General features: G+C 66.9%; 25 protein-coding genes. 10 read left to right on the top strand and 15 right to left on the bottom strand.

Annotated elements, in window-relative coordinates:
* The first annotated feature begins 232 nt into the window (after positions 1-232).
* The 3 genes from ACFFJK_RS13050 to ACFFJK_RS13040 all read left to right on the top strand — a co-directional run bounded on the left by ACFFJK_RS13050 (position 233) and on the right by ACFFJK_RS13040 (position 1,334).
* Positions 233-583 (top strand): phiTE_015 family protein, encoded by a 351-nt coding sequence (locus tag ACFFJK_RS13050; RefSeq protein ID WP_379679649.1) that lies wholly within the window; start codon positions 233-235, stop codon positions 581-583.
* Between the two features lie 7 nt (positions 584-590).
* Positions 591-782 (top strand): DUF1653 domain-containing protein, encoded by a 192-nt coding sequence (locus tag ACFFJK_RS13045; protein ID WP_379679648.1) that lies wholly within the window; start codon positions 591-593, stop codon positions 780-782.
* An 81-nt stretch (positions 783-863) separates the two neighbouring features.
* Positions 864-1,334 (top strand): hypothetical protein, encoded by a 471-nt coding sequence (locus ACFFJK_RS13040; RefSeq protein ID WP_379679647.1) that lies wholly within the window; start codon positions 864-866, stop codon positions 1,332-1,334.
* A gap of 126 nt (positions 1,335-1,460) precedes the next feature.
* Here ACFFJK_RS13040 and ACFFJK_RS13035 read toward each other — a convergent pair whose 3' ends face one another.
* A complete protein-coding gene (locus ACFFJK_RS13035) occupies positions 1,461-2,963 on the bottom strand; it encodes a leucyl aminopeptidase (protein WP_379679646.1) in 1,503 nt (500 codons plus the stop codon).
* A gap of 81 nt (positions 2,964-3,044) precedes the next feature.
* On the opposite strand from ACFFJK_RS13035, the gene lptF reads away from it, so the two are divergent.
* The 4 genes from lptF to ACFFJK_RS13015 all read left to right on the top strand — a co-directional run bounded on the left by lptF (position 3,045) and on the right by ACFFJK_RS13015 (position 8,302).
* Positions 3,045-4,217, top strand: a complete 1,173-nt coding sequence (gene lptF, locus ACFFJK_RS13030; RefSeq protein ID WP_379679644.1) for an LPS export ABC transporter permease LptF — start codon at positions 3,045-3,047, stop codon at positions 4,215-4,217.
* The gene (gene lptG, locus ACFFJK_RS13025; RefSeq protein WP_379679643.1) at positions 4,214-5,398 is read left to right on the top strand and encodes an LPS export ABC transporter permease LptG; all 1,185 of its coding nucleotides are present in this window, start codon (positions 4,214-4,216) and stop codon (positions 5,396-5,398) included. The genes lptF and lptG overlap by 4 nt, the downstream gene beginning before the upstream one ends.
* The gene (locus ACFFJK_RS13020; protein WP_379679641.1) at positions 5,398-5,778 is read left to right on the top strand and encodes a sirohydrochlorin chelatase; all 381 of its coding nucleotides are present in this window, start codon (positions 5,398-5,400) and stop codon (positions 5,776-5,778) included. Before lptG ends, ACFFJK_RS13020 begins: the two co-directional genes overlap by 1 nt.
* A 205-nt stretch (positions 5,779-5,983) precedes the next feature.
* On the top strand, positions 5,984-8,302 hold the full coding sequence (locus ACFFJK_RS13015; RefSeq protein WP_379679640.1) for a DUF4214 domain-containing protein: 2,319 nt from the start codon (positions 5,984-5,986) through the stop codon (positions 8,300-8,302).
* Between the two features lie 30 nt (positions 8,303-8,332).
* Here ACFFJK_RS13015 and cobA read toward each other — a convergent pair whose 3' ends face one another.
* From cobA to ACFFJK_RS12985, 6 genes are read right to left on the bottom strand one after another with little or no spacing between them, the layout of a single operon-like run.
* Positions 8,333-9,049: a uroporphyrinogen-III C-methyltransferase gene (cobA, locus tag ACFFJK_RS13010; RefSeq protein ID WP_379679639.1), complete on the bottom strand. Its 717-nt coding sequence runs from the start codon at positions 9,047-9,049 to the stop codon at positions 8,333-8,335.
* A 13-nt stretch (positions 9,050-9,062) separates the two neighbouring features.
* On the bottom strand, positions 9,063-10,397 hold the full coding sequence (locus ACFFJK_RS13005) for a sulfate adenylyltransferase subunit 1 (protein WP_379679638.1): 1,335 nt from the start codon (positions 10,395-10,397) through the stop codon (positions 9,063-9,065).
* Positions 10,397-11,335, bottom strand: a complete 939-nt coding sequence (gene cysD / locus ACFFJK_RS13000) for a sulfate adenylyltransferase subunit CysD (RefSeq protein WP_379679636.1) — start codon at positions 11,333-11,335, stop codon at positions 10,397-10,399. Before cysD ends, ACFFJK_RS13005 begins: the two co-directional genes overlap by 1 nt.
* Positions 11,336-11,361: 26 nt before the next feature.
* The gene (locus ACFFJK_RS12995; protein WP_379679635.1) at positions 11,362-12,078 is read right to left on the bottom strand and encodes a phosphoadenylyl-sulfate reductase; all 717 of its coding nucleotides are present in this window, start codon (positions 12,076-12,078) and stop codon (positions 11,362-11,364) included.
* Between the two features lie 10 nt (positions 12,079-12,088).
* Positions 12,089-12,652: a DUF934 domain-containing protein gene (locus tag ACFFJK_RS12990; protein WP_379679634.1), complete on the bottom strand. Its 564-nt coding sequence runs from the start codon at positions 12,650-12,652 to the stop codon at positions 12,089-12,091.
* The gene (locus ACFFJK_RS12985; RefSeq protein ID WP_379679632.1) at positions 12,645-14,333 is read right to left on the bottom strand and encodes a nitrite/sulfite reductase; all 1,689 of its coding nucleotides are present in this window, start codon (positions 14,331-14,333) and stop codon (positions 12,645-12,647) included. Before ACFFJK_RS12985 ends, ACFFJK_RS12990 begins: the two co-directional genes overlap by 8 nt.
* Before the next feature lie 204 nt (positions 14,334-14,537).
* Between ACFFJK_RS12985 and ACFFJK_RS12980 the strand changes: the two genes are divergently transcribed.
* Both ACFFJK_RS12980 and ACFFJK_RS12975 read left to right on the top strand, forming a co-directional pair.
* On the top strand, positions 14,538-15,476 hold the full coding sequence (locus ACFFJK_RS12980; protein ID WP_379679631.1) for a CysB family HTH-type transcriptional regulator: 939 nt from the start codon (positions 14,538-14,540) through the stop codon (positions 15,474-15,476).
* A gap of 45 nt (positions 15,477-15,521) precedes the next feature.
* Positions 15,522-16,205, top strand: a complete 684-nt coding sequence (locus ACFFJK_RS12975) for a class I SAM-dependent methyltransferase (RefSeq protein ID WP_379679629.1) — start codon at positions 15,522-15,524, stop codon at positions 16,203-16,205.
* A gap of 162 nt (positions 16,206-16,367) precedes the next feature.
* Here the strand turns inward: ACFFJK_RS12975 and nhaA are convergent, their stop codons facing one another.
* From nhaA to ACFFJK_RS12960, 3 genes are all read right to left on the bottom strand, one after another.
* Positions 16,368-17,594, bottom strand: a complete 1,227-nt coding sequence (gene nhaA / locus ACFFJK_RS12970) for a Na+/H+ antiporter NhaA (RefSeq protein WP_379679627.1) — start codon at positions 17,592-17,594, stop codon at positions 16,368-16,370.
* A gap of 226 nt (positions 17,595-17,820) precedes the next feature.
* Positions 17,821-19,311 (bottom strand): alanine/glycine:cation symporter family protein, encoded by a 1,491-nt coding sequence (locus ACFFJK_RS12965; RefSeq protein WP_379679625.1) that lies wholly within the window; start codon positions 19,309-19,311, stop codon positions 17,821-17,823.
* A 216-nt stretch (positions 19,312-19,527) separates the two neighbouring features.
* Entirely contained in the window at positions 19,528-19,944 is a 417-nt protein-coding gene (locus tag ACFFJK_RS12960) for a DUF2141 domain-containing protein (RefSeq protein WP_379679623.1), read from the bottom strand.
* Between the two features lie 97 nt (positions 19,945-20,041).
* On the opposite strand from ACFFJK_RS12960, the gene ACFFJK_RS12955 reads away from it, so the two are divergent.
* Positions 20,042-20,581, top strand: coding sequence for a sterol desaturase family protein (locus ACFFJK_RS12955; protein WP_379679621.1), 540 nt, complete (start codon positions 20,042-20,044; stop codon positions 20,579-20,581).
* On the opposite strand, the gene crtB is transcribed toward ACFFJK_RS12955, so the two are convergent.
* Genes crtB through ACFFJK_RS12930 form a run of 5 tightly spaced genes read right to left on the bottom strand, consistent with a single transcriptional unit; the run spans position 20,472 to position 26,562 of the window.
* Positions 20,472-21,464, bottom strand: a complete 993-nt coding sequence (crtB, locus tag ACFFJK_RS12950; RefSeq protein WP_379679620.1) for a 15-cis-phytoene synthase CrtB — start codon at positions 21,462-21,464, stop codon at positions 20,472-20,474. The genes ACFFJK_RS12955 and crtB overlap by 110 nt on opposite strands.
* Entirely contained in the window at positions 21,461-23,002 is a 1,542-nt protein-coding gene (locus tag ACFFJK_RS12945; protein WP_379679619.1) for a phytoene desaturase, read from the bottom strand. Before ACFFJK_RS12945 ends, crtB begins: the two co-directional genes overlap by 4 nt.
* Entirely contained in the window at positions 22,999-24,228 is a 1,230-nt protein-coding gene (gene crtY / locus ACFFJK_RS12940) for a lycopene beta-cyclase CrtY (RefSeq protein ID WP_379679618.1), read from the bottom strand. Before crtY ends, ACFFJK_RS12945 begins: the two co-directional genes overlap by 4 nt.
* On the bottom strand, positions 24,221-25,528 hold the full coding sequence (locus ACFFJK_RS12935) for a glycosyltransferase (protein ID WP_379679617.1): 1,308 nt from the start codon (positions 25,526-25,528) through the stop codon (positions 24,221-24,223). The genes crtY and ACFFJK_RS12935 overlap by 8 nt, the downstream gene beginning before the upstream one ends.
* Positions 25,529-25,545: 17 nt before the next feature.
* A complete protein-coding gene (locus ACFFJK_RS12930) occupies positions 25,546-26,562 on the bottom strand; it encodes a polyprenyl synthetase family protein (RefSeq protein ID WP_379679616.1) in 1,017 nt (338 codons plus the stop codon).
* Positions 26,563-26,715: the final 153 nt, after the last annotated feature.

Below are 26,715 nucleotides of genomic sequence, written 5' to 3'. Positions count from 1 at the left end.
TACGCGGAAGAATTAAACTAGCACCGCGGCATGTAACACTGTTGCCGCATGGGAATAAAATTATTGCGTCAGTGCAACTAACGTTGTACCATTTGCGGATTGAATGATGTTCGGACAGCACCATGACACGGCATGTGCCGGACAGGGGTGTTGCAGTGCAAAATGGTACTATTTCGAAACATTGCTTTTTCGATAGCACATGAACCCGAACGACGATTTACAAAGGACTGAAATGCGCACTGCATTCGAAGCGTGGGCCCAGCGCGAAGGCCACATTGTTCGCCGCCGCGAGGACAAGCCCGAAGAATACCTCGTGTATGAAACCCAGCGCCGCTGGGTGATCTGGCAGGCTGCCCTGACGCACGGCGCCAAGGCGGCCGCCGAGGCGCCGTCGAAGTTTGCCAAGGAGCCGGAGCAGAAGCCTGCCGTCACGCAGGACGAAGCCACGGTGCGCAACCGCGTGCTGAACGAAGTCCTGGACGCGTTCAGCGAACTGGACGAAGCTGCCGGCATGGAAGGCGTGCTGAAAGTTATCCAGGGCCTCAAGAAGAAGCAGAAGGCCCTGGCCGATACCAAGGCCTGATCTGCCGGTGGTACGTTACCGCCACTACAAGGGCGGCGTCTACGAGCTGGTCTGCGAGGCCGTGCTGGAAGCGGACCACACGCCGGTGATGGTCTACCGCGGCCAGGACGGCGCCGTCTGGGTGCGGCCGAAGGCCGCGTTCTTCGAAAACGTCGTGGTCGACGGCGTGGCGGTGCCGCGCTTTTCGCCCCATCCTTAGCACGATCTCCCGCCTTGCTCCGGGCCGCGTGCCCGACACAATGGGCCCTTCAGCATTTGCTCCTGCTGCCGTTAACGGCGCATGAAGCATTATCTGCCAGGTCCCATGTCGCGCTTTCTTTCCCTCCTGCCGGCCCTGCCGCTGCTGCTCGGCGGCTGCGCCACGCTGTCCGACTCTCCCGTGCAGCAACTCGAACTGCATGCCGTGCTCGACTACCGGGAGGTCGCTGGCGTAGGGTGCATCCTGAATAACGACAAGGGGCGCTGGTTCGTGGTCGTGCCGGGGCGCGTGACCGTCACCCGCAGCAGCCAGCCGCTCACCGTTACCTGCAAGAAGGATGGCATGCGCATCGCGCAGGAAGTCGTCGGCGCGCGTGCAGATACGGCCAGCATGATGGGCAATGTCGTGATCAGTGCGGGGCTGGGGCAGTTGGTGGACCGGCACTCGGGAGCGGGATATGGGTATCCGGCGCATGTCACGGTGCTGATGGAGGCGGTGAACAGGCGCGAGGAGCTGGCGGAGCAGCAGCGGGTGGAGTCACCGGTGTTCTGATGCCATCGACTGGCGGCGATCCATGCGAAACAGCCCCGCAAGCGGGGCTGTTTTCACTGATGAAATAATATTTCATCTTGAATGCCGCCGTGAAATATTCTTTCATGGCGGCATGCGGTCACTGTCTTACACGCGGTTCATCAGGAACGTGGTCAGCAGCGGCACCGGGCGACCGGTCGCACCCTTGTTCGCGCCCGACTTCCAGGCGGTGCCGGCGATGTCCAGGTGCGCCCAGGTGTACTTGCGGGTGAAGTTCTCCAGGAAGCAAGCCGCCGTGATCGAGGCCGCGCCCGGGGTGCCGATGTTGGCCAGGTCGGCGAAGTTCGACTTGAGCTGCTCGTTGTAGTTCTCGCCCAGCGGGAAACGCCATGCCACGTCGCCCGCCTGCTTGCCGGCGTCCAGCAGTTCCTGCGCCAGGGCATCGTGCGCGTCGTCGTGGCGGGTGAACAGGCCGCTGGTGTGGTGGCCGAGGGCCACGATGCAGGCGCCGGTCAGGGTGGCGACGTCGACCACGGCGGCCGGCTTGAAGCGCTCGGCGTAGGTGAGGGCGTCGCACAGGATCAGGCGGCCTTCGGCGTCGGTGTTCAGGATTTCGATGGTCAGGCCGTTCATCGAGGTCACGATGTCGCCCGGCTTGCTGGCGCGGCCCGACGGCATGTTCTCGCAGGCGGCCACGATGCCGATCACGTTCAGCTTCAGGCCCATCTCGCCGATGGCGCGGAAGGTGCCCAGCACCGAGCCGGCGCCGCACATGTCGTACTTCATCTCGTCCATGTTCGGACCCGGCTTGAGCGAGATGCCGCCGGTATCAAAAGTGATGCCCTTGCCGACCAGGACCACCGGTGCATCCTTCTTGTTGCCGCCCATGTGCTTGAGCACGATGAACTTCGGCGCTTCGTCGCTGCCCTTGGCCACCGACAGGAAACTGCCCATCTTCAGCGCTTCGAGCTGCTTGCGCTCCAGGACTTCGATGTCGAAGCCGTATTCGGTGGCAAGCTGGCGCGCGGTGTTGGCCAGGTAGGTCGGGGTGCAGACGTTCGGCGACAGGTTGCCCAGTTCCTTGGTCAGCGCCATGCCGTTCGAGATCGCGACGGCCTGCGCCAGCACCGGCTTGAGTTGCGTGACCGCGTTGGCGGCGTCGGCCGCGATGACGATCTTGCGCACGCCGGCGGGAGCCGGTTCCTTCTTGCTCTTCTGGCTATCAGTACGGTGTTCGGTCTCATTGGCGGCGATCACGAGTGCGCGCACTGCCCAGTTGATGTCCCGCTCTTTCACATCCGCGACCGGGAATGCGATAATGGCATCCTGGCTGCCCAGCGTGCCGAACACCTTCAGGGCCGCGCCGACGGCGGTGGTATAGCTCTTGTCGCTCACGGCCTCGTCGGTGCCCATGCCCACCAACAGCACACGCGCCGCGGCGACGCCACCGACGCCGCGCAGCAGCAGGGTCGAACCAGCCTTGCCGCTGATGTCGCCGGACTTGACCGCCGCGGTGATTTCGCCGCTGGCATCCAGGGCTTTTGCAGCCTGCGACAGTTTCTTGTTTTCGAACACGGCGACTGCCACCACGCCGGCTTTTGCAGCGGCCAGGGTGTTCTTGGTGTCGAATGCTTTTATGCTAAAGTCCATTTTTGGTTCTCCGTTTCTGTTTTGGCGTACCGTGGCTCACTCAGCGCGGCGTACTGCCCAACCTGCAATTATATCTATTGAATGATCTTTCGACGCGCCCTGCAACGTGAATTGGTGAGTTCGGCCGGCGCCACCTTTACGGTGCTGTTCACGATCCTGGTTACCTGGACCCTGATTTCCGTCCTCGGCAAGGCCGCTGGCGGCAAGGTCGATTCGGGCGATGTCCTGGCCCTTATCGGATTTGCCATTCTGAATTATCTGCCAACCATCCTGACTCTCACCACCTTTATTTCGGTGCTGGCCGCGGTCACGCGCAGCTACCGCGATTCCGAGATGGTCGTGTGGTTCGCATCGGGCATGTCGCTGCGGCGCTGGATCCGTCCCGTATTGACCTTCGGCCTGCCGGTGGTGGCGCTGGTGGCGGCGCTGTCGCTGTTCGTCACGCCCTGGGCGGCGATGAAGCGCACCGAATTCGTCGAGCGCTTCCAGAAGCGCGAAGACCTCAAGCGCGTGGCGCCCGGCCAGTTCCGTGAATCCTCGTCCGCCGACCGCGTGTTCTTCGTGGAGCGCTCCACCGCCGGGGCCACGGTGGTGCAGAACGTGTTCGTCAGCTCGAACGACCAGAACGGCGGCAATGCGGTCGTCGTCGCCAGGGAGGGCGTGATCGAGACCGACGCCAAGGGCGGGCAGTACCTGGTGCTGACCGACGGCCGGCGCTACCAGGGCACCCCGGGGCAGGCCGATTTCCAGTCGATGGAGTTCGAGCGCTACAGCATGCGCGTGGCTACCCGAATGCCGGTGCTGGGCGCCGACACGCCGATCAACGCGCTGCCCACGGCCGCGCTGCTGGCGGTCGAGAACCAGTACACGCGCGCCGAACTGCTGGCGCGCATCTCGGCGCCCATCGTCTGCCTGGTACTGATGCTGCTGGCGATCCCGCTCGGCTTCGTCAACCCGCGCGCGGGCAGCTCGGCCAACATGATCCTCGCGCTGCTGATCTTCTTCACCTATAACAACCTGACCAAGCTGCTCGAGAACAGCGTCAAGCGCGGCAAGCTCGAGTTCGCCGTGGCCTGGTGGCCGCTGCACCTGGCGGCCGCGCTGGCGGTGCTGGCGCTGTTCGCCTGGCGCCTGAACGTCAACCACCGCTGGCATCCGCTGGTCCTGATCAACGCCTGGAAGCGGCGCCGCCTGCTCAGGGCGGGCGCGCAGCAGCCGTCCCAGGCCCCGCTGGCGAAGGTGGAGGCCGAATGACGATCCTGCAACGCTACTTCGCCGTCAGCATCCTGCAGGCGGTCGCCTTCGTGCTGCTCGCCTTCCTCGGCCTGATCTCGTTCATGGACCTCACCGGCGAACTGCCGTCGGTGGGCAAGGGCGGCTACGAATTCCAGCATGCGCTGCTCTACGTGCTGCTGCTGGTGCCGGGCAACGTGTACCAGGTGCTGCCGGTGGCGGCGCTGATCGGCACCATCTACACGATGGCGCAGTTCGCATCGAGCTCCGAGTTCACCATCATGCGCGCATCCTCGATGTCGACCCGGATGGCCGCCACGATGCTCTTCAAGATCGGCCTCGTGCTCGTGGGGGTCGCCTTCGTGTTCGGCGAACTGATCACGCCGCGCACGGCGCCGCTGGCCGAGCGTGTGCGCCTGGCGGCCAAGGGCTCGACCCTGTCGGCCGAATTCCGCTCGGGAATGTGGACCAAGGACAGCATCCATACCGATGGCGTCAAGGGCCCGGTGATCGGCACGCGCTTCTTCAACGTGCGCCAGATCCGCCCGGACGGCCAGCTGGTGGACGTGCGCCTGTACGAGTTCGATACCAACATGCACATGCGCGCGCTGATCACCGCGGCCAGCGGCACCTACCGCGGCAACAACACCTGGCGCCTGACCGACGTGAGCCAGACCGTCTTCACCAACAGCCGCACGCCGCCCGCGCCCGGCGCCGCGGCGCAGCAAGCGCAGGGCATCCAGGCCGGCTTCGGCCAGGAGACGGCTGCCGTCGGCACGCGCAAGCTGGCCTCGATGGACCTGGCGTCGGAGATCACCCCGAAGATCCTGTCGGTATCGCGCTCCGACCCGGAACGCATGTCGGCCAACGAACTGGCGGTCTACACCCGCCACCTGGCCGAGAACCGCCAGGAGACCGACCGCTTCAAGGTGGCGTTCTGGAAGAAGCTGTTCGACCCGGTGTCGATCCTGGTGCTGATGGCGCTGGCGCTGCCCTTCGCCTACCTGCACACGCGCAGCGGCGGCGTGAGCCTCAAGATCTTCGTGGGCATCATGATCGGCGTGAGCTTCCTGCTGCTGAACGCGCTGTTCTCGCACCTGGGCGTGCTGACGGCGCTGCCCGCGTTCTTCACCGCGGCTGCCCCGAGCATGCTGTTCCTGCTGCTGGCGCTGGGCGCCCTGTGGTGGGTGGAAAGGCATTGATGAGCAAAGCACTCGTCCTGTTCGCCCATGGCGCCCGCGCGCAGGCATGGGCCGCTCCCTTCGAACGCCTGCAGGCCCAGGTCAGGGCGCAGGTGGAGGCCCAGTCCCTGGAGTGCGCCGTGACGTTGGCCTTCCTCGAGCTGATGACGCCGAGCCTGCCCGTCGCCATCGACGCCCTGGTGGCGCAGGGTGCCGACGACATCACCGTGGTGCCGGTGTTCCTGGGGCAGGGAGGGCACCTGCTGCGCGACCTGCCCCAGCTCACCGACGCCATCCGCGCCGCGCATCCGGGCCTGCGCCTGCAGGTGGTGGGGGCCATCGGCGAAGACCCCGGCGTACAGGCGGCGATGCGCGATTACTGCATCCGCTCGCTTGCGTAAGCACAGCCGCGCCGGCCTGTCCATGCCGGCCACGCGCGATGCTGGCGGAGTGCTAACACCTCTGGCAAAGGCGCTAATGTTCCGTTGGATTCCTGCCAAATTTCCGTAAGGAATTTAATTTCTACCTTTCAATAGTGGTTTCCGTAGGGCATGATAATTGCTGGCACCGCGCCATCCCGGCGCGACGAGCCAGCCTATCCGCCCCATGAGCACCGAGACCATTGACTACGCACCGGTCGCCATCATCGACGACCGCGACACGATCTTTACCACCCTGCGCAACGGCGACGTCGCCGCCGTCCTGACGCCGATCGACTGGGGCCAGTTGACCGGCGGACGCTGGGTCATCGACGGCCAGTCGGTGGCGGGGCTGTTCTCGATTTCCTACAACCCGGCGACGGACGAGACAGCGCGCCTGGTGGTCAACAATGCCGCGCTGCTGCCCGAGGCGGGCTCGCACGTCAGCGTCACGGTGCATTATTACGACCGCTACCAGATCGACGGCTATGGCAACCCGCTGCCGGGCCGCGGCATCGCCGAGACCCTGGTCTACGGCATCGAGGCAGGCACGACCCGCGACCTGGCCGGCTTCGGCAACGACCTGGCCCTGGGGCAGGGCACCGCAGTGGCCAACCCGGCCCTGGCCACCCTGGCCGACGGCAGCTTCGTCGCCGTCTGGCAGGCGCCGGACGCGGCCGGCGGCGGCCTGATGGCCCAGGTCCGCGACGCGGCCGGCACGGCGCGCGGCGCGGCCTTCGCGCTGACCTCCGCCACGGATGGGGCGATCGAGGGCGAACCGGCCGTGGCCGCCCTCGATGGCGGCCTGTTCGTGACGGCCTACACGGTCGTGGCCGGCGGCATGGCGAGGGTGGCCTATCGCATCGTCGATGCGGCCGGCAATGGCGGCGCGCAACAGTATGCGGACCTGGGCCCGGCCGGCGACACCGCCATGCCCGACGTCGTGGCCCTGCCTGGCGGCGGCTTCGCGATTGCCTGGCGCGCCGGCGGCCAGGTGCACGTGCGCGTTGCCGATGGCGCCGGCAAGCTGGGCGCCGAACAGCTCTACGGCAGCCTGGGCACGGCCTACAGCCCGTCGCTGGCGACGGCCGGCTCGACCTATGTCGTGAGCTGGGGCGAAATCGGCGACGGCAACGTCTACGCGGCGGTCAATGGTCGCGCCCCGGTCGCGGTCAACGGCGACGGCCTGGCAGCCAGCATCGCCACCGCGGCGCCGCTGCCGCACGCGGTCACGCTCAAGGACGGCAGCTTCGTGGTGGCCTGGGACAGCTACGCCAATTCGCCGATCGGCTTCGCCATCAGCGATATCTTCTTCCAGCGCTTCGATGCCGGCGGCAACCGCCTGGGCGGCGTGGTACAGGCCAACCTCGACAGCGGCGGCGGCCGTTACGACGCCTCGGTGACGGCGCTGTCGGATGGCGGTTTCCTGGTCGCCTGGCAGTCGCAATCGGGCGACTTCGACGGCAACGGCATCTTCGGGCGCCGCTTCGGCGCGGACGGCCAGGCAAGCGATGCCCGCGAATTCGCGATCAACGAGGTGCGCGCAGGCGACCAGACCAACCCGGCGCTGACCGCGCTGGCCGGCGGGGGCTTCGCGGCGGCCTGGATCGACACCGGCGCCAACGGCGCGGTGATGGTCGAGGCGCGGGTGCTGGCCGGTACGGCAGTAGCGGGTGCCGCGCCCGGTGCGCCGACCGCCACCGCGCCCACGATCAGCGTGTCGACACCGGAACTGCCTTCCGTAACTGCGCCGGCGCCCGCACCGGCACCGGCTCCCGCACCGGCACCGGCTCCCGCACCGGCACCGGCACCGGCACCGGCACCAGGCCCCGCACCGGTCCCTGTCGGCGCCGGCAGTTCGGGTAGCGGCGCGGCATCCGGCAGCAGCGCGGTCACGTCCTATGGAAACGACTTCGCCAACGTGTTCGTGGCCGCGGCCGGAAACCAGCGCATCGACGGCAAGGGCGGCATCGACACGATCGTCTTCGACGCACGCAAGGGCGCATACGGCATTACGCTCGGCGCCGGCAGCACCCAGGTGGTGGATTTGTACGGTACTGGCACCGCCACCACCCTGGTCAATGTCGAACGGCTGGCTTTCAGTGACGTGTCGGTCGCGCTGGATATCGACGGCACCGCGGGCCAGGCCTATCGACTCTACAAGGCGGCATTCAACCGGGTGCCGGACAAGGCCGGGCTCGGCTACTGGATCAAGATGCTGGATAACGGGGAGACGCTGCAGCAGGCTGCGTTCGGCTTTGCCACCAGCCAGGAGTTTGCCGACCTGTACGGCACGAATACGAGCGACGCCCGCTTCCTCGAACTGCTGTACCAGAACGTCTTGCATCGTGCCCCCGACATCGCGGGGCGTGACTACTGGCTGGACGTGATGGGCGATCACCTGCCGCGCGCGGCGGTGCTGGCCCACTTCAGCGAAAGCGCCGAGAACCAGGCGCAGGTGATCGGGATGATCCAGAACGGCATCGAGTTCACGCCCTGGGGCTGATGCTGTGGATGGGCGGCTTCGCCGCCCGCGTCAGGATTGGTGTTCGCGCTTGGCGAGCGCCTCGCCCAGCATGACCAGCACCGGCCCATGCCCCGGCTCCAGCCCGCGCGCCAGGTCCGCCAGCGTCAGGCGCATGATCCGCTCGTCAGCACGGGTGCAGTTCTCCACCACCACCACCGGCAGGTTGGGACGCCGCCCTTCCGCCAGCAGGCGCTCGGCGGTGGCCGCCGCTTCGCGCCCGCCCATGTACTGCACCAGGGTGTCGGTTTCGGGCAGGGCTGGATGTTCAGGGTGGTCGGGGGCGGTGCTGGAAGTGAAGAAAGCGACGCTGCGGGCCACGCCGCGCTTGGTCAGCGGCTGCTTGGCGGCGGCCGCCGCGGCCACCGCGGTGGTGATGCCGGGGACGACTTCGACCTCGATGCCGGCCGCTTCCAGCGCGCGCAATTCCTCGTCGGCGCGCCCGAACAGCATCGGGTCGCCGCCCTTCAGGCGCACAACGTGGCGGAATCTGCCGGCGCACTCGACCAGCTGCTGGTTGATGAGGGTTTGGGCGGTGGAGCGCTGGCCCGAGCGCTTGCCGACGGAGATCAGCTCCGCCTGGCGGCACAAAGCCAGCATCTCGGGGGTGACGAGGGCGTCGTAGAGCACGACGTCGGCCTGCGCCAGCAGGCGTGCACCGCGCACGGTGATGAGGTCGGCGGCACCGGGTCCGGCTCCTACCAGATAGACTTTGCCCAGTGCCGCCATAGTACCCCTTCGCTTATTGATCCAGACGGATCATACCTGCCGCGACGGTCTGGTGGGTGACTTCGTCGATCAGGATGAAGGCCCCTAGCGCGCGGTTGTCGGCGTAGGCGTCGGCCGCCAGCGGCTGCTGCACGGTCAGCTGCACGGTGGCGATGTCGTTCAGCTTCAGGCCTTCGGTGCTCAGGTCACCCACCTTGCGCTGCTGCGTGTTGACGTCCAGGATGCTGTCGACCTGCTTGACCTTGGCCGCCGTCTGGCGGGTGCCGTGCTTGATCCAGTACTTGCGGCGCGCGTCCAGCGGTTCGTCCGACATCCAGCACACGTCGGCCACCACCTGCTTCAGCAGGGTCGCCGGCTGGTCCTGGCTGGCCAGCATGTCGCCGCGCGAGATGTCCAGGTATTCGTTCAGCAGCAGGGTGACCGACTGGCCGGCCACGGCAGTCTGCAGCGAACCGTCGAAGGTCACGATGTCCTTGACGGTGGCGGTCTGGCCCGAAGGCTGCACCACCAGCTTGTCGCCGACGGAAACCTTGCCCGACTCGATGCGGCCCATGTAGCCGCGGAAGTCATTGGCTTCGTGGCCGTTGTGGCGCGCCACCAGCTGCACCGGGAAGCGGAACGGGGCGGCGTGCGATTCGTCGTACACCGACAGGCCTTCCAGCAGCTCGATCAGGGTCGGCCCCTGGTACCACGGCATGTTCTCGGAGCTCGTCACCACGTTGTCGCCGCTGAGTGCCGACAGCGGGATCGCGGTCACGTCCTTCAGGCCGAGCGAAGCGGCGAACTCGCGGTAGGCCGCGACGATGCGCTCGTACACGGTCTGGTCGTAGTTCACCAGGTCCATCTTGTTGACGGCCACGATCACGTGCTCGATCTGCAGCAGCTTGGCGATGGTCGAGTGGCGCTTGGTCTGTACCAGCAGCTCCACACTGCCGTCATCGCCCAATTTCACCTTCGACACGTCCACCAGGATGATCACGGCGTCCGCAGTCGAGGCGCCGGTCACCATGTTGCGGGTGTACTGCTCGTGGCCCGGGGTGTCGGCGATGATGAACTTGCGCTTCGGGGTGGCGAAGTAGCGGTAGGCCACGTCGATGGTGATGCCCTGTTCGCGCTCGGCTTCCAGGCCGTCGGTCAGCAGCGACAGGTCGATGGTGTCGCCCACGGTGCGCTTGTGCTTCGAGCGCGAGACGGCGGCCAGTTGGTCGGCGAAGATGCCCTTGCTGTCGTACAGCAGGCGGCCGATCAGGGTGCTCTTGCCGTCGTCGACGGAACCGGCGGTGATGAAGCGCAGCAGGCCCGCTTCGGCGTTCGGACGCTGGTTCAGGTTCTCATTAATCGCGTTCATCAGAAATATCCTTGCTTCTTGCGTTTTTCCATCGAGGCTTCGGAGGTCTGGTCGTCCATCCGGGTCGCGCCGCGCTCGGTCACTTCGGTGACGGCGGTCTCGGCGATGATGTTCTCCACGGTGCTGGCCGTCGAGGCCACCGGGCAGGTGCAGGAGATGTCGCCCACGGTACGGAAGCGCACGGTGCGGGTCTCGACCGTCTCGCCTTCGCGGGCCGGGGTGAGCGGGGTGAGCGGCACCAGCAGGCCGTTGCGCGGGATGACCTGGCGCTCGTGCGCAAAGTAGATCGGGGGCAGGGCCAGCTTCTCGCGGGCGATGTACTGCCACACGTCGAGTTCGGTCCAGTTCGAGATCGGGAACACGCGCATGTTCTCGCCCGGGTGGACGCGGGTGTTATACAGGTCCCACAGTTCCGGACGCTGGGCCTTCGGGTCCCACTGGCCGAACTCGTCGCGGAAGGAGAAGATGCGCTCCTTGGCGCGTGCCTTCTCTTCGTCGCGGCGGGCGCCGCCGATGCAGGCGTCGAAACCGTGTTCGGCGATGGTCTCCAGCAGCGTCACGGCCTGGGCGGCATTGCGCGAGTCTAGCTGCGGGTTGCGCAGGCGCACGGTGCCGCGCTTGATCGAGTCCTCGACCGAGCCGACGATCAGGCGCTCGCCCAGCTCCGCCACACGGGCGTCGCGGAAGGCGATCACTTCGTCGAAGTTATGGCCGGTGTCGATGTGCACCAGCGGGAACGGGAATTTACCCGGGCGGAAGGCCTTTTCGGCCAGGCGCAGCAGGACAACCGAATCCTTCCCGCCCGAGAACAACAGGGCGGGGTTGCTGCATTCGGCCGCCACTTCACGCAGGATGTGGATGGCCTCGGATTCGAGGGCGTCGAGGTGGCGCGCATTCACGTCCGTGAGGACGGCCGGGTTGTCGAGAAGGTTCGTCATGTTTGTCTTGTCTGGATGGTGGAGGCTCAGGCCGCCACGGATTTGATGCGAATGAGTTTGCCGTCGACCACGTGCAGGCCGCATTCCTTCGATTCGGGGTTTTCCCACCACCAGCGGCCGGCGCGCACGTCCTCGCCCGGCTGGATCGCGCGGGTGCAGGGTTCGCAGCCGATCGACGGGTAGCCGCGCTCGTGCAGGGCGTTGTAGGGCACCTTGTTGGCGCGCAGGTAGTCCCAGACGTCCTGTTCCGACCAGTCGGCCAGCGGGTTGAACTTCTGCATGCCGTGCGCGGCGTCGTCTTCCTGTACCGCGAGTTCGGCGCGCGTGGTCGACTGGGCGCGGCGCTGGCCGGTGATCCAGGCCTTGTTGCCGGACAGGGCACGGCCGAGCGGCTCGACCTTGCGCACGCGGCAGCATTCCTTGCGCATCTCGACGCTGTCGTAGAAGGCGTTCAGGCCGTTCTGCGACACGTAGGCCTCGACCGCTTCCGGCTGCGGGCGGAACAGGGCAATCTCGTAGCCGTAGGTCTCGCGCACGCGGTTCAGCATGTCCAGGGTCTCGGCGTGCAGGCGGCCGGTCTCCAGCGAGAAGATCCCGATCGGCAGTTTCGCTTTCAGGATCAGGTCGGTCAGGACCATGTCCTCGGCCGCCAGGCTCGATGCGAACACGGCGGGCGAGTAGTCGCGGGCGATGCGCGCCAGGATGGCGTTGGTCTCTTCGACGCGGCGGTGGAGGTCACTCATGGTGCTTTCCTCAGATGCCTGCGCCAACGTCCGTCAGTTCCGGCGGCGTGCCGCGCGGGGCGCGGCGGAACAGCGGCAGCGGCTGGTCGACGGAAGCCTGGTAGGTTTCCGAGAACACGGTCAGGCCCTTGAGCGCGTCGTGGATGCTGCGGTCCTGGCGGGTGGCGAAGGCATCGAAGCCGACGCGCGACAGGGGCCACAGCTGGTCACGCAGCACGTCGCCGATCGCGCGCAGCTCGCCGTTGTAGCCGAGGCGCTTGCGCAGGTTGAAGGCGGTCGAGTAGCCGCGGCCGTCCGAGAACTTCGGGAAGTCCACGGCTACCACGCCAAAGCGCGCCAGGTCGTCCTTGATGGCGGCTGCCTCCTCGTCCGGCGCCAGCCAGACGCCGATGTCGGCGCGCCCTGCCAGCGCGTCGCGCTGCGCCTGCCACACGCTCAGGGGAACGATGACCTTGCCTTCCGGGACCTCGACCGCCTCGGGCGTGTCGCCTTCCACGAGGCGCAGCACGCTCCAGTCGTCGTCGACCACCGCACGGTGCTTGATGATCTGCTTGTGCTGTACGAAATTAGGCATAGTGGTCTTCCCCAACCAGTTCGCCCGCCGCGATCGGCGTGGCATAGACATGTTCCTTGAACGGCGCAATGCCGAGGCGCTGCACGGTGTCGACGAAGCGTTCGCCTTCGAAGCGCTCGCGCACATAGACTTCGAGCAGGCGCCCGATCACTTCCGGCATCTGGACGGCCGAGAACGACGGGCCGATGATCTTGCCGATGGCGGTGGCGTTGCCCTGGGCGCCGCCGATCGACACCTGGTACCACTCGCTGCCGTCCTTGTCGACGCCGAGGATGCCGATGTTGCCCACGTGGTGGTGGCCGCAGGCGTTGATGCAGCCCGAGATGTTCAGCTCGATGTCGCCGATGTCGTGCTGGAAGTCGAGGTTGTCGAAACGCTCTGCAATCGCCGCGGCTATCGGGATCGACTTGGCGTTCGCCAGCGAGCAGAAGTCGCCGCCCGGGCACGAGATGATGTCGGTCAGCAGGCCGATGTTCGGCGTCGCCAGGCCCTTGGCCTTGGCCAGCTGCCACAGCTCGAACAGTTTCGACTGCTCGACGTCGGCCAGCACCAGGTTCTGCTCGTGCGTCACGCGCAGTTCGCCGAAGCTGTACTTGTCGGCCAGGTCGGCCGCGAAGTCCATCTGCTCGGCGGTCGCGTCGCCCGGCGGCACGCCGGTCTTCTTGAGCGACAGCACCACGGCGGCGTAGCCCGGCACCTTGTGCGGCTTGACGTTGCGGTTGAGCCAGTTGGCGAAGGCGCGGTTATCCGCATGGGCCGCGGCCGGATCGCTGTCGTCCAGCTGGGCGTACGGGTGCGGCTGGAACCACTGGGCCACGCGGTCGAATTCCTCCTGGGTGAGGGTTTCCGGACCGTCCTTCAGGTCGGCCCATTCGGCTTCGACCTGGCGCGTGAATTCCTCGACGCCCACGGCCTTGAGCAGGATCTTGATGCGGGCCTTGTACTTGTTGTCGCGGCGGCCGTGCTGGTTGTACACGCGCATCACGGCTTCGGTATAGGTCAGCAGGTGCTGCCACGGCAGGAATTCGCGGATCACGCTGCCGATGATCGGGGTGCGGCCCATGCCGCCGCCAACCATGAACTTGAAGCCGACTTCCCCTAGCTCGTTGCGCACCACGGTCAGGCCGATGTCGTGGATGGCGATGGCGGCGCGGTCCTCGACGGCGCCGTTGATCGCCACCTTGAACTTGCGCGGCAGGGCGATGAACTCGGGGTGGAAGGTGCTCCATTGACGCAGGATTTCGGCGAACGGGCGCGGATCGATGATCTCGTCGGCCGCGACTCCCGCGAACTCGTCGGTGGTGATGTTGCGGATGCAATTGCCCGAGGTCTGGATGGCGTGCATTTCCACCGAAGCCAGGTCGGTCAGGATGTCCGGGGTCTGCTCCAGTTCGATCCAGTTGTACTGGATGTTCTGGCGGGTGGTGAAGTGGCCGTAGCCGCGGTCATACTTGCGGGCAATATGGGCGAACATGCGCATCTGCTTCGACGACAGCAGGCCATAGGGCACGGCGACGCGCAGCATGTAGGCGTGGCGCTGCATGTAGAGGCCGTTCTGCAGGCGCAGCGGCAGGAATTCTTCTTCAAGCAGCTCACCGTTCAGGCGGCGCTGCACCTGGTCGCGGTACTGCGCGATGCGCTCGCGCACGATGAGATGGTCGTAGTGGTCGTAGCGGTACATGGTCTCGTCCAGTTGGGGCAGATGCCTGCAAACATTGCTGCAAACATTGTCCACCCGTTAAATGTTGGGTCAAGTGTACGGACCAGTGCTTATATTCCAAACTACGGAGAATTCATTTGCTTATATGCGCAACCCGAATAAGCATCTTAAAATGTCGTCTGCTGCCGCAATAACAACAACCGACACAGGAAAAGCCTTCACTTCATGAACCTTCACCAGCTGCGTTTCGTACGCGAAGCCGTACGCCAGAACTACAACCTGACCGATGCAGCCAAGGCACTGTTCACTTCCCAGCCGGGTGTGTCCAAAGCCATCATCGAGCTCGAGGAAGAACTCGGCGTGGACATCTTCACCCGCCATGGCAAGCGCATCCGCGGGCTGACCGAGCCCGGCAGGCTGGTGTTGCAGTCGGTCGAGCTGATCATGCAGGAGATCGACAGCCTCAAGCGCATCGGCAAGGAATACGCGGCGCACGACAGCGGCAGCTTCACCATTGCCACCACCCATACCCAGGCGCGCTACATGCTGCCGAAAGTGGTGCAGGCCTTCATGCAGAAGTTCCCGAAGGTGCGTTTGTCCTTGCTTCAAGGTAACCCAAAGCAGATCGCCGACATGGTCAAGAACGACCAGGCCGACCTGGCGATCGCCACCGAGTCGATTGCCGCCATCGAAGGCCTGATCACGCTGCCGTGCTACCAGTGGGAACACGTGCTGGTGGTGCCGCACGAACACCCGCTGCTGCGCTCGAAGGCGGTGTCGCTGGAGGAGATCGCCAGTTACCCGGTGATCACCTACGACGCGGCCTTCGCCGGCCGCAGCAAGATCGACCATGCCTTCGGCCTGCGCAACCTGAAGCCGGACGTGCTGCTGGAAGCCATCGACGCCGACGTCATCAAGACTTATGTCGAACTGGGCATGGGCGTGGGCATCATCGCCGGCATGGCCTTCGATCCCGAACGCGACCGTAACCTGCGCGCCATTCCCGTCGGTCACCTATTCGGCATGAACACCTCGCGCGTGGCGATCAAGCAGGGCGCCTACCTGCGCAGCTATATTTACACTTTCATCGAATTGCTCGCCCCGACGCTCAACCGCAAGATGGTCGAGTCGGCAATGCGCGGCGGCGAGAATTACGAGCTTTGAGCGACGCGCCGTGAATGCGCCGCACTGTAACAATAAGGAAACCCCATGAGTCATAACCCTGTCGCAGATTTCTACACGGCGATTGCCGATCACTACGACGCCCAGTTCCACGACGAGAGCGACGAGGACCGCCAGGACGACCTGGACGATGTGGCCGAGCAGGTCGCCGGCCTGATGCGCGGGCACACGGTACTGGAACTGGGCTGCGGCACCGGTTACTGGACCGACGTGCTGGCCGAAACGGCCAAGGCGGTGCTGGCCACCGATATCAGCGAAACGATGCTGGCGGTGGCGCGCGAGCACGGTGAAGGGCTGGAAAACGTCCGGTACCGCGTGGTCGATGCGTTGAACCTGCCCCCCGACATCGGCAACGAGGCGGCGAACGGGGTCGGAAAGATCACGGCCGTGTTCGCCGGCTTCCTGTGGTCGCACTTCCGCCGCGAAGAGCAGGACGCCTTCCTGGCCGGACTGCGCGCCCGCATCGGCAAGGATGCGCTGCTGGTGCTGATCGACGATGAGTACGTCGAGGGCGCCAGCCCGACGGTCGCCCGTACCGATGCCCAGGGCAATACCTGGGCCAATTTTACCGACGCGGACGGCAATCGCCATGAGCTGCCGAAGAACTACCCGACCGACAGTGCGCTGCGCAAGCGGCTGGGCACGGCGGTGCGCGAGATCAAGATCGGGCGCTGGGATAGCTGCTGGGCGCTGACCTGCCGGCTGAAGTAAGGCCGGGACGCACCGCGCGGACGCGTTCCATGGCCGGGCCGCCGGATGTCGGCCCGCCATCCGGCTCCGCTTGGGTTAGAAATTTAGGTAAGGAAAGTAAAAAGGCCAGCAACGCGTTGCTGGCCTTTTGTTCATGCGCGCTGCCCGTTGCCGGGCCGGCGCTCAGCGCGACGGGGCGGCGGGCTCGCTCACGTCAAAATCCATGGTGTCGGTGTCGCGGTCCGACGCCAGGGGTTTGCCGAACAGCTTGAGCCAGACAAACCCGGCAATGCCTGCCACCAGCGAGGCCACCAGGATCGCCATCTTGGACGCGTTGATGGTCTCGTTCGCGCCAACGAAGGCCAGGTTGGTGATGAAGATCGACATGGTGAAGCCGATGCCTCCGAGCATGCCCGCACCCAGGACGTGGCGCCATGCGAGGTCGAGCGGCAGGCGGCACAGGCCGACTGCGACAGCGGCAAAGCAGAACAGGACGATACCGATCGGCTTGCCGGCGACGAGGCCGAGGATGATGCCCAGACTGTTGCTTGAAAGCAGTTCCTCGGTCCAGCCGGCGCTGATCACGATGCCGGTATTGGCGAGCGCGAAGATCGGCAGGATCAGGAAGGCGACCGGCTTGTGCAGCACGTGCTCAAGGCGATGCGACGGCGAGGCCACGTCGTCCTGCTTGCTCGAATAGGGGATGGCAAAGGCCAGCAACACGCCCGCGATGGTAGCGTGCACGCCGGACTTGAGCATCAGGAACCACATCACTGCGCCGCCGAGCAGGTACGGAAGCAGTGCCATCACGCGCAGCACGCGGTTCATCAGCATCAGGCCGGCAAAGACCGCCAGCGCGCCGCCCAGGTAGGCGACCGACAGCCCGGTGGAATAGAACACGGCAATCACGATGATGGCGCCGAGGTCGTCCATGACGGCGAGCGCGGTCAGGAACACCTTGAGCGAGGCCGGGACGCGGCTGCCGAGCAGTGCCAGCACGCCGAGCGCGAAGGCGATGTCGGTTGCCATCGGGATGCCGACGCCGGCCTGGGTCGGGGTGCCGCCATTGAGCATGAAGTGGATCAGCGCCGGCACGGCGATGCCGCCCGCCGCAGCCAGGATCGGCAGCATGGCATTGCGCAGGTCGGACAGTTCGCCGTTCTGCAATTCGCGCTGGAGTTCGAGGCCGATCAGCAGGAAGAAGATGGCCATCAGGGCGTCGTTGACCCAGTGCTCGATGCTCAGCCCGGCCACATACTGGTGCCAGAAGCCGACGTAGACCGGCCCGTAGGCCGAGTTCGCCAGCGCCAGCGAGAGCAGCGTGCACAGGATGAGGATGACGCCACCGGCCTTGCCGGAGGCGGCGAATTCCTTGAAGGTGTCGGAAAGGCGGCGTTCGACGCGGATCATGCGGCCCCCTTGGCGGCATGCTGGAAGACGAAGGGCGTACGGGCGGGAAGTCGGATATCGGTCATGATGATTGCGAACACGGTCGCAGACAAGCCGCGTGGCGGCCCGACCATCGCGCATACCTGACTTACCCCATGTAAGCCACCCACCGCCATTATAACGCAAGCGGCGGCCATGCCTGATTGGCAAGGCCGCCGCAGCGGGGAGGGCCCGGGGACAGAAGATCTTACTGGCCGGCCGTCGTGGCAGTTACCGTCGGATTTGCCTTGCCCTGCTGGTTTGCGTCGAGGCCACGCGCGACCCAGTAGTCGGCGCGGTCGATGCCCAGCGCCACCGGGTCGAACACCGGATCCTTGCCCTGGGCTTTCTGCGCCTCGTAGTCGCGCAGGCACTTGAAGGCCACGTTACGCAGCAGCAGGATCGCAACCAGGTTCAGCCAGGCCATCAGGCCCACGCCGAGGTCGCCCAGCGCCCAGGCCGCGTCGGCCGTCCTGATGGCGCCGTAGAAGGTGGCGCCGATGATCGCCAGCTTCAGCAGGAAGGCCAGCCAGGGACGGCCGGTGGCGCGGTTGAGGTAGGCGATATTGGTTTCGGCGATGTAGTAATAGGCCACGATGGTCGTGAAGGCGAAGAACAGCAGGGCGATGGCGACGAACAGCGCGCCGAAGCCCGGCATGATGTTCTCCAGCGCCGTCTGGACATAGCCCGGACCGGCAGCGACGCCCTGGATGCCGGTGAACATCGCCGTGCCGTCCGGCGCCTGCACGTTGTACTGGCCGGTGATCAGGAGCATGAAGGCGGTGGCCGAGCACACGAACAGGGTGTCGACGTAGACCGAGAAGCCCTGCACCAGGCCCTGCTTGGCCGGGTGGCTCACTTCCGCCGCCGACGACGCGTGCGGGCCGGTGCCCTGGCCCGCTTCGTTCGAATACACGCCGCGTTTGACGCCCCACTGGATCGCCATGCCGATGATGGCGCCGAAGCCGGCTTCCAGGCCGAAGGCCGAGCTGAAGATCAGCGCCAGCATGCCCGGCAGCTTCTCGATGTTCATGGAGATGATGATGCAGGCCACGACGATGTAGCCGAGCGCCATGAAGGGCACGACGAACTCGGCGAAGGTGGCGATGCGCTTGACGCCGCCGAAGATGATGAAGGCCAGCGCGATGGACAGCAGGACGCCGGTCACGGTCGTGTCGACGCCGGTCGCGGTCTTCAGGCTTTCGGCGATCGAATTGGCCTGCACGCCGGGCAGCAGCAGGCCGGTGGCAAGGATGGTCGTGATCGCGAAGATCACGGCATACCACTTCATGCCCAGGCCTTTTTCGATATAGAAGGCCGGGCCGCCGCGGAACTGCTTGTTGATCGATTCCTTGTACACCTGGCCCAGGGTCGATTCGACGAAGGCCGAGCTGGCTCCGAGGAAGGCGACCGCCCACATCCAGAACACGGCGCCGGGCCCGCCGAACGTGATGGCCGTGGCGACACCGGCGATGTTGCCGGTACCGACGCGGCCGGCCAGCGTCATCGTGAGGGCCTGGAAGGACGAGACGCCCTGGTCGGAGCTCTTCCCGTCGATCATCAGGCGGGTCATTTCACGCACGTGACGCAGCTGCAGGAAGCGCGAGCGGATGGAAAAATACAGGCCTGCACCCAGGCACAGCACAATCAGCGCCGTGCTCCAGACATAGGCATTCAAGGCAGAAACCAACTCATTCATTTACTAATCCCCGTAGCAATCAATGCAACTCGATCATGGCCGGAAACGCTGCCCGGCCGCTTGTGGGTGACAACGATACCCGAAGCGTTGTCTGATTCCTACCGTTATTTTCTGTTGCATTGCAGCGCGCCCCGCAAGAGGGCGCCGGGCCAGGCAGGATGCCACGCATTGGAGCATGGCGGCACGCTGGCGGAGCACGACGCGCGCAAGCGGGCGTCAATGGAGCTTGATCGGCGCCACGGTCGTGCCCTCGCCCACCTCGATGGCGGCAGCGTCGAACGAGGGCGGCCCGAAGCGGCTGGCGGCGTCGCGGCTGAAGCCGTATTTTTCCTTCGGGATGCCGATGAAGTTGCGGTCGAGCTGGCCATTGTCGTTCTCGTCCTGGTAGGCCAGCACGGCCCAGGTGCCCGGCGGAATGTCCTTCAGGCTGACCACGGTCTCGCCCGCCTGGGCCGGCACCGAGGCGCTGTAGGCGCACTGCTTGAGGAAGCGCTCGCGGTCGCAGACCGCCACGTTGACCTTTCCCTTGCCGCCCGCTACGCCCGAGACGCGCACTTCGACCGTCGCGCCGGTGGCGGGGACTGCCGCCAGTAACAAGGCGCAGGCAAGCAGGAGGGTGGATTCGATACGCATGGTGTTCCTTTCGTCGAGTGGAATCTGTACCGCCGATGACCCGTCGCGCGGTGAGGGCATCAGCCGTGCGGCGCGGGGCTTATGGTAGGCTCTGTGCATGCTGCTCAACACCCTCATTGTCGTGCTCACCGTCGTGCTGATGGAATTGTTTTCCATCGTCGCGCACAAGTACGTGATGCACGGCTTCGGCTGGGGCTGGCACAAGTCGCACCACGAACCCCGCACGGGATGGTTCGAGAAGAACGACCTGTACGCCGTGGTGTTCGCAGGCGTGGCGATCGCGCTGATCTGGTTCGGCACCGAAGGCGCCTGGCCGCTGCAATGGGTCGGTGCCGGCATGACGGCCTACGGTGTGCTCTACTTCGTCGCCCACGACGGGCTGGTGCACCGCCGCTGGCCGTTCAGGTACACCCCGCGCAGCGGCTACCTCAAGCGCCTGTACCAGGCCCACCGCATGCACCATGCGGTCGAAGGCAAGGACGGGGCTGTGTCGTTCGGTTTCCTGTACGCGCCGCCCGTCCACAAGCTCAAGCAGGCCTTGCATGCGCAGCACCAGGGGCGTCCCCCGCGCCGGGCCGGCCCGGACGCGGCCACAGGCCGGCAGGACGAGGCCGCATCGCGCCGGCACGCGAACTGAGCGCGCGCGCCGCGCCTTTTGCCAGCAGCCACAATTTCATCGCCTTCGTCGTTCCGGCGCGCTCGTCCCAGGCGTGCGCGCCGCGGCGCTTGACCTCGATGCCGATCTGCCGGTACACGTTGCGGGCGCTGGCAATCGCCCAGGCCGAACGCAGGGGCAGGGCCTTGATGCCTTCGGCGGCGGAGTCGTAGTAAGGTTCGGCATGATCGACCAGGCGCGCCGCCAGCCTTGCCAGCGCGGCGCGGTGGCGCGGCTCGGCGATCTCGTGCGGCGGGATGCCGGCTTCGCGCAGCCATTGCGCGGGCAGGTAGCAGCGGCCCATGCGGGCGTCTTCCACGATGTCGCGCGCGATGTTGGTGAGCTGGAAGGCCAGCCCGAGGTCGCAGGCGCGGTCCAGCACCTCCGGATCGTGCGCGCCCATGATCGAGGCCATCATCAGGCCGACCACCCCGGCCACGTGGTAGCAGTAGCGCAAGGTGTCGTCGATGGTCTCGTAGCGCGCTCCCTCCACATCCATGGCGAAGCCGGCCAGGTGGTCGAGCGCGAAGCGCGGTTCGATCCGGTGGCGCAGCGCCACTTCCTGGAAGGCCGCGAAGGCGGGGTCCGCCATCGCTTCGCCCGCGTAGGCGCGGCGCGTCTGCTCGCGCAGCACGGCGAGCCGGGCGGCGGGGTCATGGCCGTGGCGGCCATGGTGGCCGTCCGGGTCGGCCACGTTGAAACCGAGCTCCTGGCCGTCCACCACGTCGTCGCAGTGGCGGCACCAGGCGTAGAGCATCAGCACGCTGCGCCGGGTACCCGGATCGAACAGTTTTGCCGCCGCCGCGAAGCTCTTCGACCCGACCTCGATGGTGCGGGTCGCATGGTCCATCAGCGCTTCGCTCATGCCCGCACCTGTTGCGGCAGGGTTGCCGTCGCCGTCGCCTGCGCTTCCTGCAGCATCAGGCCGGCCGTGGCCTTGGCCGAGCCGATCACGCCCGGCACGCCCGCGCCCGGATGGGTGCCGGCCCCGACCAGGTAGAGGTTGGACAGCTCGCTGTCGCGGTTGTGCGGGCGGAACCAGGCGCTCTGGGTCAGGATCGGCTCCAGCGAGAAGGCCGAGCCGACGTGGGCATTGAGCTGGTCGCGGAAGTCATGCGGCGTGAAGATGCGGCTGGTGACGAGCTGGCTGCGCAGGCCCGGCATGTAGCGCTGTTCCAGGTACGCGAAGATGCGGTCGCGGTACAGCGGTCCCTCGACTTCCCAGTCGATCGGCGCATTGCCCAGGTGCGGAACCGGCGCCAGCACGTAGTGGCTGCCGCAGCCCGGCGGCGCGAGCGAGGGGTCGGTCACGCAGGGCGCATGCAGGTAGAGCGAGAAGTCGTCGGCCAGCGCCTTGCCGCCGAAGATGTCCTTGATCAGCCCCTGGTAGCGCGGACCGAAGCAGACCGTGTGGTGCTGCAGCTGATCGTGGTGGCGGTCCAGGCCGAAGTACAGCACGAACAGCGAATTGCTGAAGCGCTTCTTCTGCAGCGCCCTGGCCTCGGCCGCGCCGCGCGGATGGTGGCCAAGCAGCGTCTTGTAGGTATGGACCACGTCGGCATTCGAGGCGGCCGCGTCGGCCGGGAACAGGCGGCCGTCCTCGAGGCGCACCCCGCTCACGCGCCTGCCGTCGCCGCCGTCGGCTTCGATACGCGCCACCGGCGCGTTCAGTTCGATGCGCCCGCCGATGTCCTCGAACAGTTTCACCATCGCGCGCACCAGCGCCCCGGTGCCGCCGCGCGGGAACCACACGCCCCACTGGCGTTCCAAAGCGTGGATGAGGGTATAGATGGAACTGGTCGCGAACGGGTTGCCGCCCACCAGCAGCGAATGGAAGGAAAAGGCCTGGCGCAGGTGCTCGTCCTGGATGAAGCGCGCGACCAGGCTGTACACGCTGCGCCAGGCCTGCAGGCGGGCCAGCTGTGGCCCGGCCTGGACCATGTCGCGGAACGACAGGAAGGGCACGGCGCCCAGCTTCAGGTAGCCTTCCTCGAACACGGCCTTCGAATAGGCCAGGAAGCGGCGGTAGCCTTCCACGTCCGCCGGGTTGCGCGCATGGATCTGGCGGTCGAGCACCTCCTGGTCGTTGGCGTAGTCGAAGTGGCTGCCGTCTTCCCAGCACAGGCGGTAGAAGGGCGTGACCGGCAGCATCTCGACATAGTCGCGCATGCGCTTGCCGGCGGCCGTGAACAGCTCCTCGATGCAGGACGGGTCGGTGATGACGGTCGGCCCGGCATCGAACACGAAGCCCTGGTCTTCGTACACATAGGCGCGTCCGCCCGGCTTGTCGCGCTTTTCCAGCAGCGTGACCTGCATGCCGCTGGCCTGCAGGCGGATGGCGAGCGCGAGGCCGCCAAAGCCCGCGCCGACGACGACGGCTTGTTTCTTCTGGCTGGTGTTCATATCGATGCCTGTGCTCCTGCGGGTTTCCTGATCTGTTCGGGGTGGATCTTGCACGCGGCGGAGAAAGCCTGTCCCACCGGCACCGGCGGCTTGCCGCTCAACAGCCGGGCCTTGTCGCGCAGGCGCAGGCGGCCGGCGTAGAAGCGGGCAATCAGGGGCGCGGGCAGGTGGTAGAAGCGCTGCATCACGCGCCAGCGGTGCTCGGGCCGGCCGGCCAGGAACAGCATGCGGTTGAGCAGGCGGAAGAAGCGCTGGCCGTGCCATTCGCGCCGGGCCTCGTCGCGGATGGCCGCAAACAGTGCCGGCGCGCGCAGGTCCGGGGCTGGCAGCTGCGCGATGCGGTCGGCCAGGCGCACCGCATGCGGCAGCGAGTAGCCGGTGGTGGCGTGGAACAGGCCGGCGCGCAGGCCGGCGCAGGGCTGGCCGGCCAGGTCCGCCCAGTAGCCGTCGATGTCGCCTGCCAGCACGATCGGCAGCGAGCCGTGTTCCTCGCGCAGCACTTCCTCGACCTGCCAGCCGCGCAGCGCGGCATAGGCCGCGATGTTGGCGCGCAGCCGCTCCGGTTCCCACGCGGCGCTGTCGACGTAATGGGTGTCCTCGACCAGCACCCGGTCCGGCCCGAACGGCAGCAGGTACACGAAACGGTAGCCGCCCTGCTGCTCGACCGAGGCGTCCATGATGACGGGCGCATGCAGGCCGTGCGGCGCGGCCAGGCGCAGCTCCTGTCCGAGGAAGGTCTGGTAGCCCAGCGACAGGCGCGTGCTGGGGCATGGGCCGCGCCCGTCGATCACGGCGTGCGCGTGCAGGACGTCGCCCCCGGCCAGGCGTACCGAGGTCGGGCTCAGCGCGGCGATGCGCGCGCCGGTGCGCAGGGCAGGGCCGAGCGCCGGCTCGATCACGCGCGCGAAGTCGTGCGAGGCGATGCTGGCATAGCCGCCGTCGAGGGTGCGCTTCAGGGCGGGGAAGACCACGTCGTAGCGTGGCCAGCGGTGCGACACCAGCGGCGCGATCCATGCGTGTTCCGCGGGGGCCAGGTCGGACTCGTGGAAGGACCAGGTATGGTTGCCGCCGACCTGCTCGCCGGCTTCGAGCAGCAGGATGCGCAGCTCGGGCCGTCGCTGGCGCAGGCGCCAGGCCAGCAGGCCATTGGCAAGACCGCCGCCGGCCAGGATCAGATCGTACCGGGGCTCGCGCCCAGATGCGGGCGATGGCGCGGCCTTAACCATGGCTGGCCACGCTTGTCGTCCCAAGCTGCGGATGCAGTCGCAGCGCCGTCTCGATGATGTCGGCCGCGCGCGGCGTGCCGCCGGCATTGCCCACGCTGTCCGAGAGCGCGGCCAGGCGCGCCGCGAAACCGGGCTCGTCGAGCAGCCGCCGCAGCGAGGCCGCCAGCTGTGCGCTGCCGGCCAGGCGCGCCGACGCCTTCAGTCCCACGCCCGCATGCACGACGCGGCTCGCGGTGCCGGGCTGGTCGAAGGCGATCGGCAGCGCCAGGATCGGTGTCCGGGCGGCGATCGCATCCATGACGGTGTTCGAGCCCGCGTGCGACACCACCGCATCGGCGCGTTCGAGGACCGCCTGCTGGTCCGCGAAATCGCAGACCCAGGTAGCCCCGGCCCGTTCCAGCGCGCGTTCCTGGGGCGCATCCAGGCCGCCGCAGTGCGCCACCAGCAACTGGGCGTCGAGCCGGCGGCAGGCCTGGGCGATGCGCTTGAACAGCCCGAAGCGCTGGCCCTGCAGGGTGCCGAGCGAGGCGAACACGAAAGGGCGGCCCGCGGCGACCGCCGGTATGCGCTTCGCCGCGCGCGCCTGCGGGCGGGCAACGACAGGGCGCAGCGGCCCCACGTGGTGGAAGTGCGCCGGCAGCGCCCGCCGCGGGAAGTCGAACGCTTCCACCGTCTGGCTGACCTGGGCCAGCGGCGACAGGCAGTCGTGCAGCCCGGCGCGCCGTTCCAGGCCGAAGCGGCGGGCATTGGTCGCGATGCTGCGATGGTGCGGGCCCATCATCCAGTCGTAGACGCGGGTGCTGCCTTCATAGAGCTGGCGCGCGCGCTCGCTGTCCGCATACGCGAAGGGCATGACGGGCAAGGGGATGCCCGGCTCGCGGTTGACCGGCAGCGCGCAGGCGACCGAGACGAACGGGATGCCGAGCCCTTCGGCTACCAGCCCGCCCGCCGCTTCCATCTGGTCGGCCACGATCGCGTCGATCCCGAGCGTGGCGATGGCATGCGGCAGCTCGCGGCACAGCATGTCGGTGGTGCCCGCCATGTCGAGGATGACGCGGCGCAGGCCCAGCGGTCCGCCGGGGTTGGCGGCGCGCTGCAGCGAATCGGCCAGCGAACCGAGGGGGTGGGTATCGGCGCCGACGGCGTGGAAACCGACCCGTCCGTCGCGCAGGTACTGGCGGGCATCCGGCCGGTGCAGGAAGGTGACGCGGTGCCCGCGCGCCACCAGCTCGCCCGCCAGTGCTTCCAGCGCGTTGTAGTGGCTGTAGAACGCCGGTGCCACGACCCCGAAATGCGCCATGCGACCCTTCTCCTGGTTCAGTTGACGCGTACTTCGCGGCCCCGAGCCGGCGCGCTGTCGGCATAGGACAGGCCGCCGTCGGGCGCCAGGCGCAGGCGCGAGCGGCCCTGGGCGAACAGGCCGTCGACAAAATGGCGCGTGCTGCTGGACGCGCCCAGGGCCGCGACCAGGTGGCGCTCGGCGTCGACCAGGTGGGTGGCCAGGCGGCGCTGCGCTTCATCGATGCCGAGCGAGGCCAGCAGGGTGGCCTTGCCGAGGTCCTTGCCGGTGTCCTTGCCCGTCACGGCGCTGTCGTTGCCGGGCAGGTCGTGGAAGTCGTCGCGGATCTGGAAGGCGTGGCCGGCCGCCAGCGCGAACGCGCGCAGCGACTGCGCGACGCCGTCGTCGGTCTGGGCGATGATGGCGGCCATGTCGACCGCGACGCCGAGCAGCACGCCGGTCTTGAGCTCGTTGGTGGCCGCGATGGCGTCGAGCGTGCGCGTGCCGGCCCCGTGCAGGTCTTCGAACTGGCCGCGCACCAGGCCCTGGGTGCCGACCGTCTCGGCGAGCTTCGCCACCAGGCGCGCACGGGTCACCGGGGGAATGTCGTGGGCGGTGGCGAGCACGCCGAATGCACGGCTGAGCAGCGCCACCGAGGCGAGGATGGTGACGTCCTCGCCGTACTGCACGTGGATGGCCGGCTTACCGCGCCGCAGCTGGGCATTGTCCATGCACGGCATGTCGTCGAGCATCAGCGATGCCGCGTGCACCATCTCGACGGCGCAGGCCACGTCCACCAGCGCCGGCGAGTGGCAGCCGAGGTCGCGTGCGACCAGCATCACCAGCAGCGGGCGCATGCGCTTGCCGGCGCTGAGCGCACCCGCGCGCATGGCGGCGCTCAGGGGATCGGCCTGTCCGCCGGAGTCGGCCAGCAACTGGTCGATGCGCTCTTCGATGCAGCTGCGCAGCAGTGCGAGCTCGTCCGCGCGCCCATCCTCGCACTGTGACGGGTCGAACCCGCCCAGCACCTCCGTCCGCCATGTCGCTGTAGCCATGCGCCCCTCCTGTGCCGAAGACCGGAATCGAAAAATTGATGAATTCGATGCCGATCATACCGGATGCATTGTTAAGTAATCGCTAATTATTTCAATCGTGCGGCATCCTGCGGCAGCATCCGCACGATGTTGTCGTGTTATTAAACTTGAAAA

Source organism: Massilia consociata (genome assembly GCF_042432755.1).
Lineage (GTDB): Bacteria > Pseudomonadota > Gammaproteobacteria > Burkholderiales > Burkholderiaceae_D > Telluria > Telluria consociata.
The sequence above is the reverse complement of the archived record's forward strand: the minus strand, read 5'-3'. Positions and strand labels throughout refer to the sequence as shown.

What these genes read in the sequence shown, in the direction of transcription:
- ACFFJK_RS12990 (WP_379679634.1), bottom strand. Translation starts at nt 12,652, where the DNA reads ATGCCTAATTTCGTACAGCACAAGCAGATCATCAAGCACCGTGCGGTG.
- ACFFJK_RS12965 (WP_379679625.1), bottom strand. Translation starts at nt 19,311, where the DNA reads ATGAATGAGTTGGTTTCTGCCTTGAATGCCTATGTCTGGAGCACGGCG.
- ACFFJK_RS12935 (WP_379679617.1), bottom strand. Translation starts at nt 25,528, where the DNA reads ATGGCGCATTTCGGGGTCGTGGCACCGGCGTTCTACAGCCACTACAAC.
- ACFFJK_RS12955 (WP_379679621.1), top strand. Translation starts at nt 20,042, where the DNA reads ATGCTGCTCAACACCCTCATTGTCGTGCTCACCGTCGTGCTGATGGAA.
- ACFFJK_RS13005 (WP_379679638.1), bottom strand. Translation starts at nt 10,397, where the DNA reads ATGAACGCGATTAATGAGAACCTGAACCAGCGTCCGAACGCCGAAGCG.
- cobA (WP_379679639.1), bottom strand. Translation starts at nt 9,049, where the DNA reads ATGGCGGCACTGGGCAAAGTCTATCTGGTAGGAGCCGGACCCGGTGCC.
- lptG (WP_379679643.1), top strand. Translation starts at nt 4,214, where the DNA reads ATGACGATCCTGCAACGCTACTTCGCCGTCAGCATCCTGCAGGCGGTC.
- ACFFJK_RS12975 (WP_379679629.1), top strand. Translation starts at nt 15,522, where the DNA reads ATGAGTCATAACCCTGTCGCAGATTTCTACACGGCGATTGCCGATCAC.
- ACFFJK_RS12985 (WP_379679632.1), bottom strand. Translation starts at nt 14,333, where the DNA reads ATGTACCGCTACGACCACTACGACCATCTCATCGTGCGCGAGCGCATC.
- ACFFJK_RS12960 (WP_379679623.1), bottom strand. Translation starts at nt 19,944, where the DNA reads ATGCGTATCGAATCCACCCTCCTGCTTGCCTGCGCCTTGTTACTGGCG.
- ACFFJK_RS12930 (WP_379679616.1), bottom strand. Translation starts at nt 26,562, where the DNA reads ATGGCTACAGCGACATGGCGGACGGAGGTGCTGGGCGGGTTCGACCCG.
- crtY (WP_379679618.1), bottom strand. Translation starts at nt 24,228, where the DNA reads ATGGTTAAGGCCGCGCCATCGCCCGCATCTGGGCGCGAGCCCCGGTAC.
- crtB (WP_379679620.1), bottom strand. Translation starts at nt 21,464, where the DNA reads ATGAGCGAAGCGCTGATGGACCATGCGACCCGCACCATCGAGGTCGGG.
- cysD (WP_379679636.1), bottom strand. Translation starts at nt 11,335, where the DNA reads ATGACGAACCTTCTCGACAACCCGGCCGTCCTCACGGACGTGAATGCG.
- ACFFJK_RS12995 (WP_379679635.1), bottom strand. Translation starts at nt 12,078, where the DNA reads ATGAGTGACCTCCACCGCCGCGTCGAAGAGACCAACGCCATCCTGGCG.
- ACFFJK_RS13035 (WP_379679646.1), bottom strand. Translation starts at nt 2,963, where the DNA reads ATGGACTTTAGCATAAAAGCATTCGACACCAAGAACACCCTGGCCGCT.
- lptF (WP_379679644.1), top strand. Translation starts at nt 3,045, where the DNA reads ATGATCTTTCGACGCGCCCTGCAACGTGAATTGGTGAGTTCGGCCGGC.
- ACFFJK_RS12980 (WP_379679631.1), top strand. Translation starts at nt 14,538, where the DNA reads ATGAACCTTCACCAGCTGCGTTTCGTACGCGAAGCCGTACGCCAGAAC.
- ACFFJK_RS13020 (WP_379679641.1), top strand. Translation starts at nt 5,398, where the DNA reads ATGAGCAAAGCACTCGTCCTGTTCGCCCATGGCGCCCGCGCGCAGGCA.
- ACFFJK_RS12945 (WP_379679619.1), bottom strand. Translation starts at nt 23,002, where the DNA reads ATGAACACCAGCCAGAAGAAACAAGCCGTCGTCGTCGGCGCGGGCTTT.
- nhaA (WP_379679627.1), bottom strand. Translation starts at nt 17,594, where the DNA reads ATGATCCGCGTCGAACGCCGCCTTTCCGACACCTTCAAGGAATTCGCC.
- ACFFJK_RS13015 (WP_379679640.1), top strand. Translation starts at nt 5,984, where the DNA reads ATGAGCACCGAGACCATTGACTACGCACCGGTCGCCATCATCGACGAC.
- ACFFJK_RS13050 (WP_379679649.1), top strand. Translation starts at nt 233, where the DNA reads ATGCGCACTGCATTCGAAGCGTGGGCCCAGCGCGAAGGCCACATTGTT.
- ACFFJK_RS13040 (WP_379679647.1), top strand. Translation starts at nt 864, where the DNA reads ATGAAGCATTATCTGCCAGGTCCCATGTCGCGCTTTCTTTCCCTCCTG.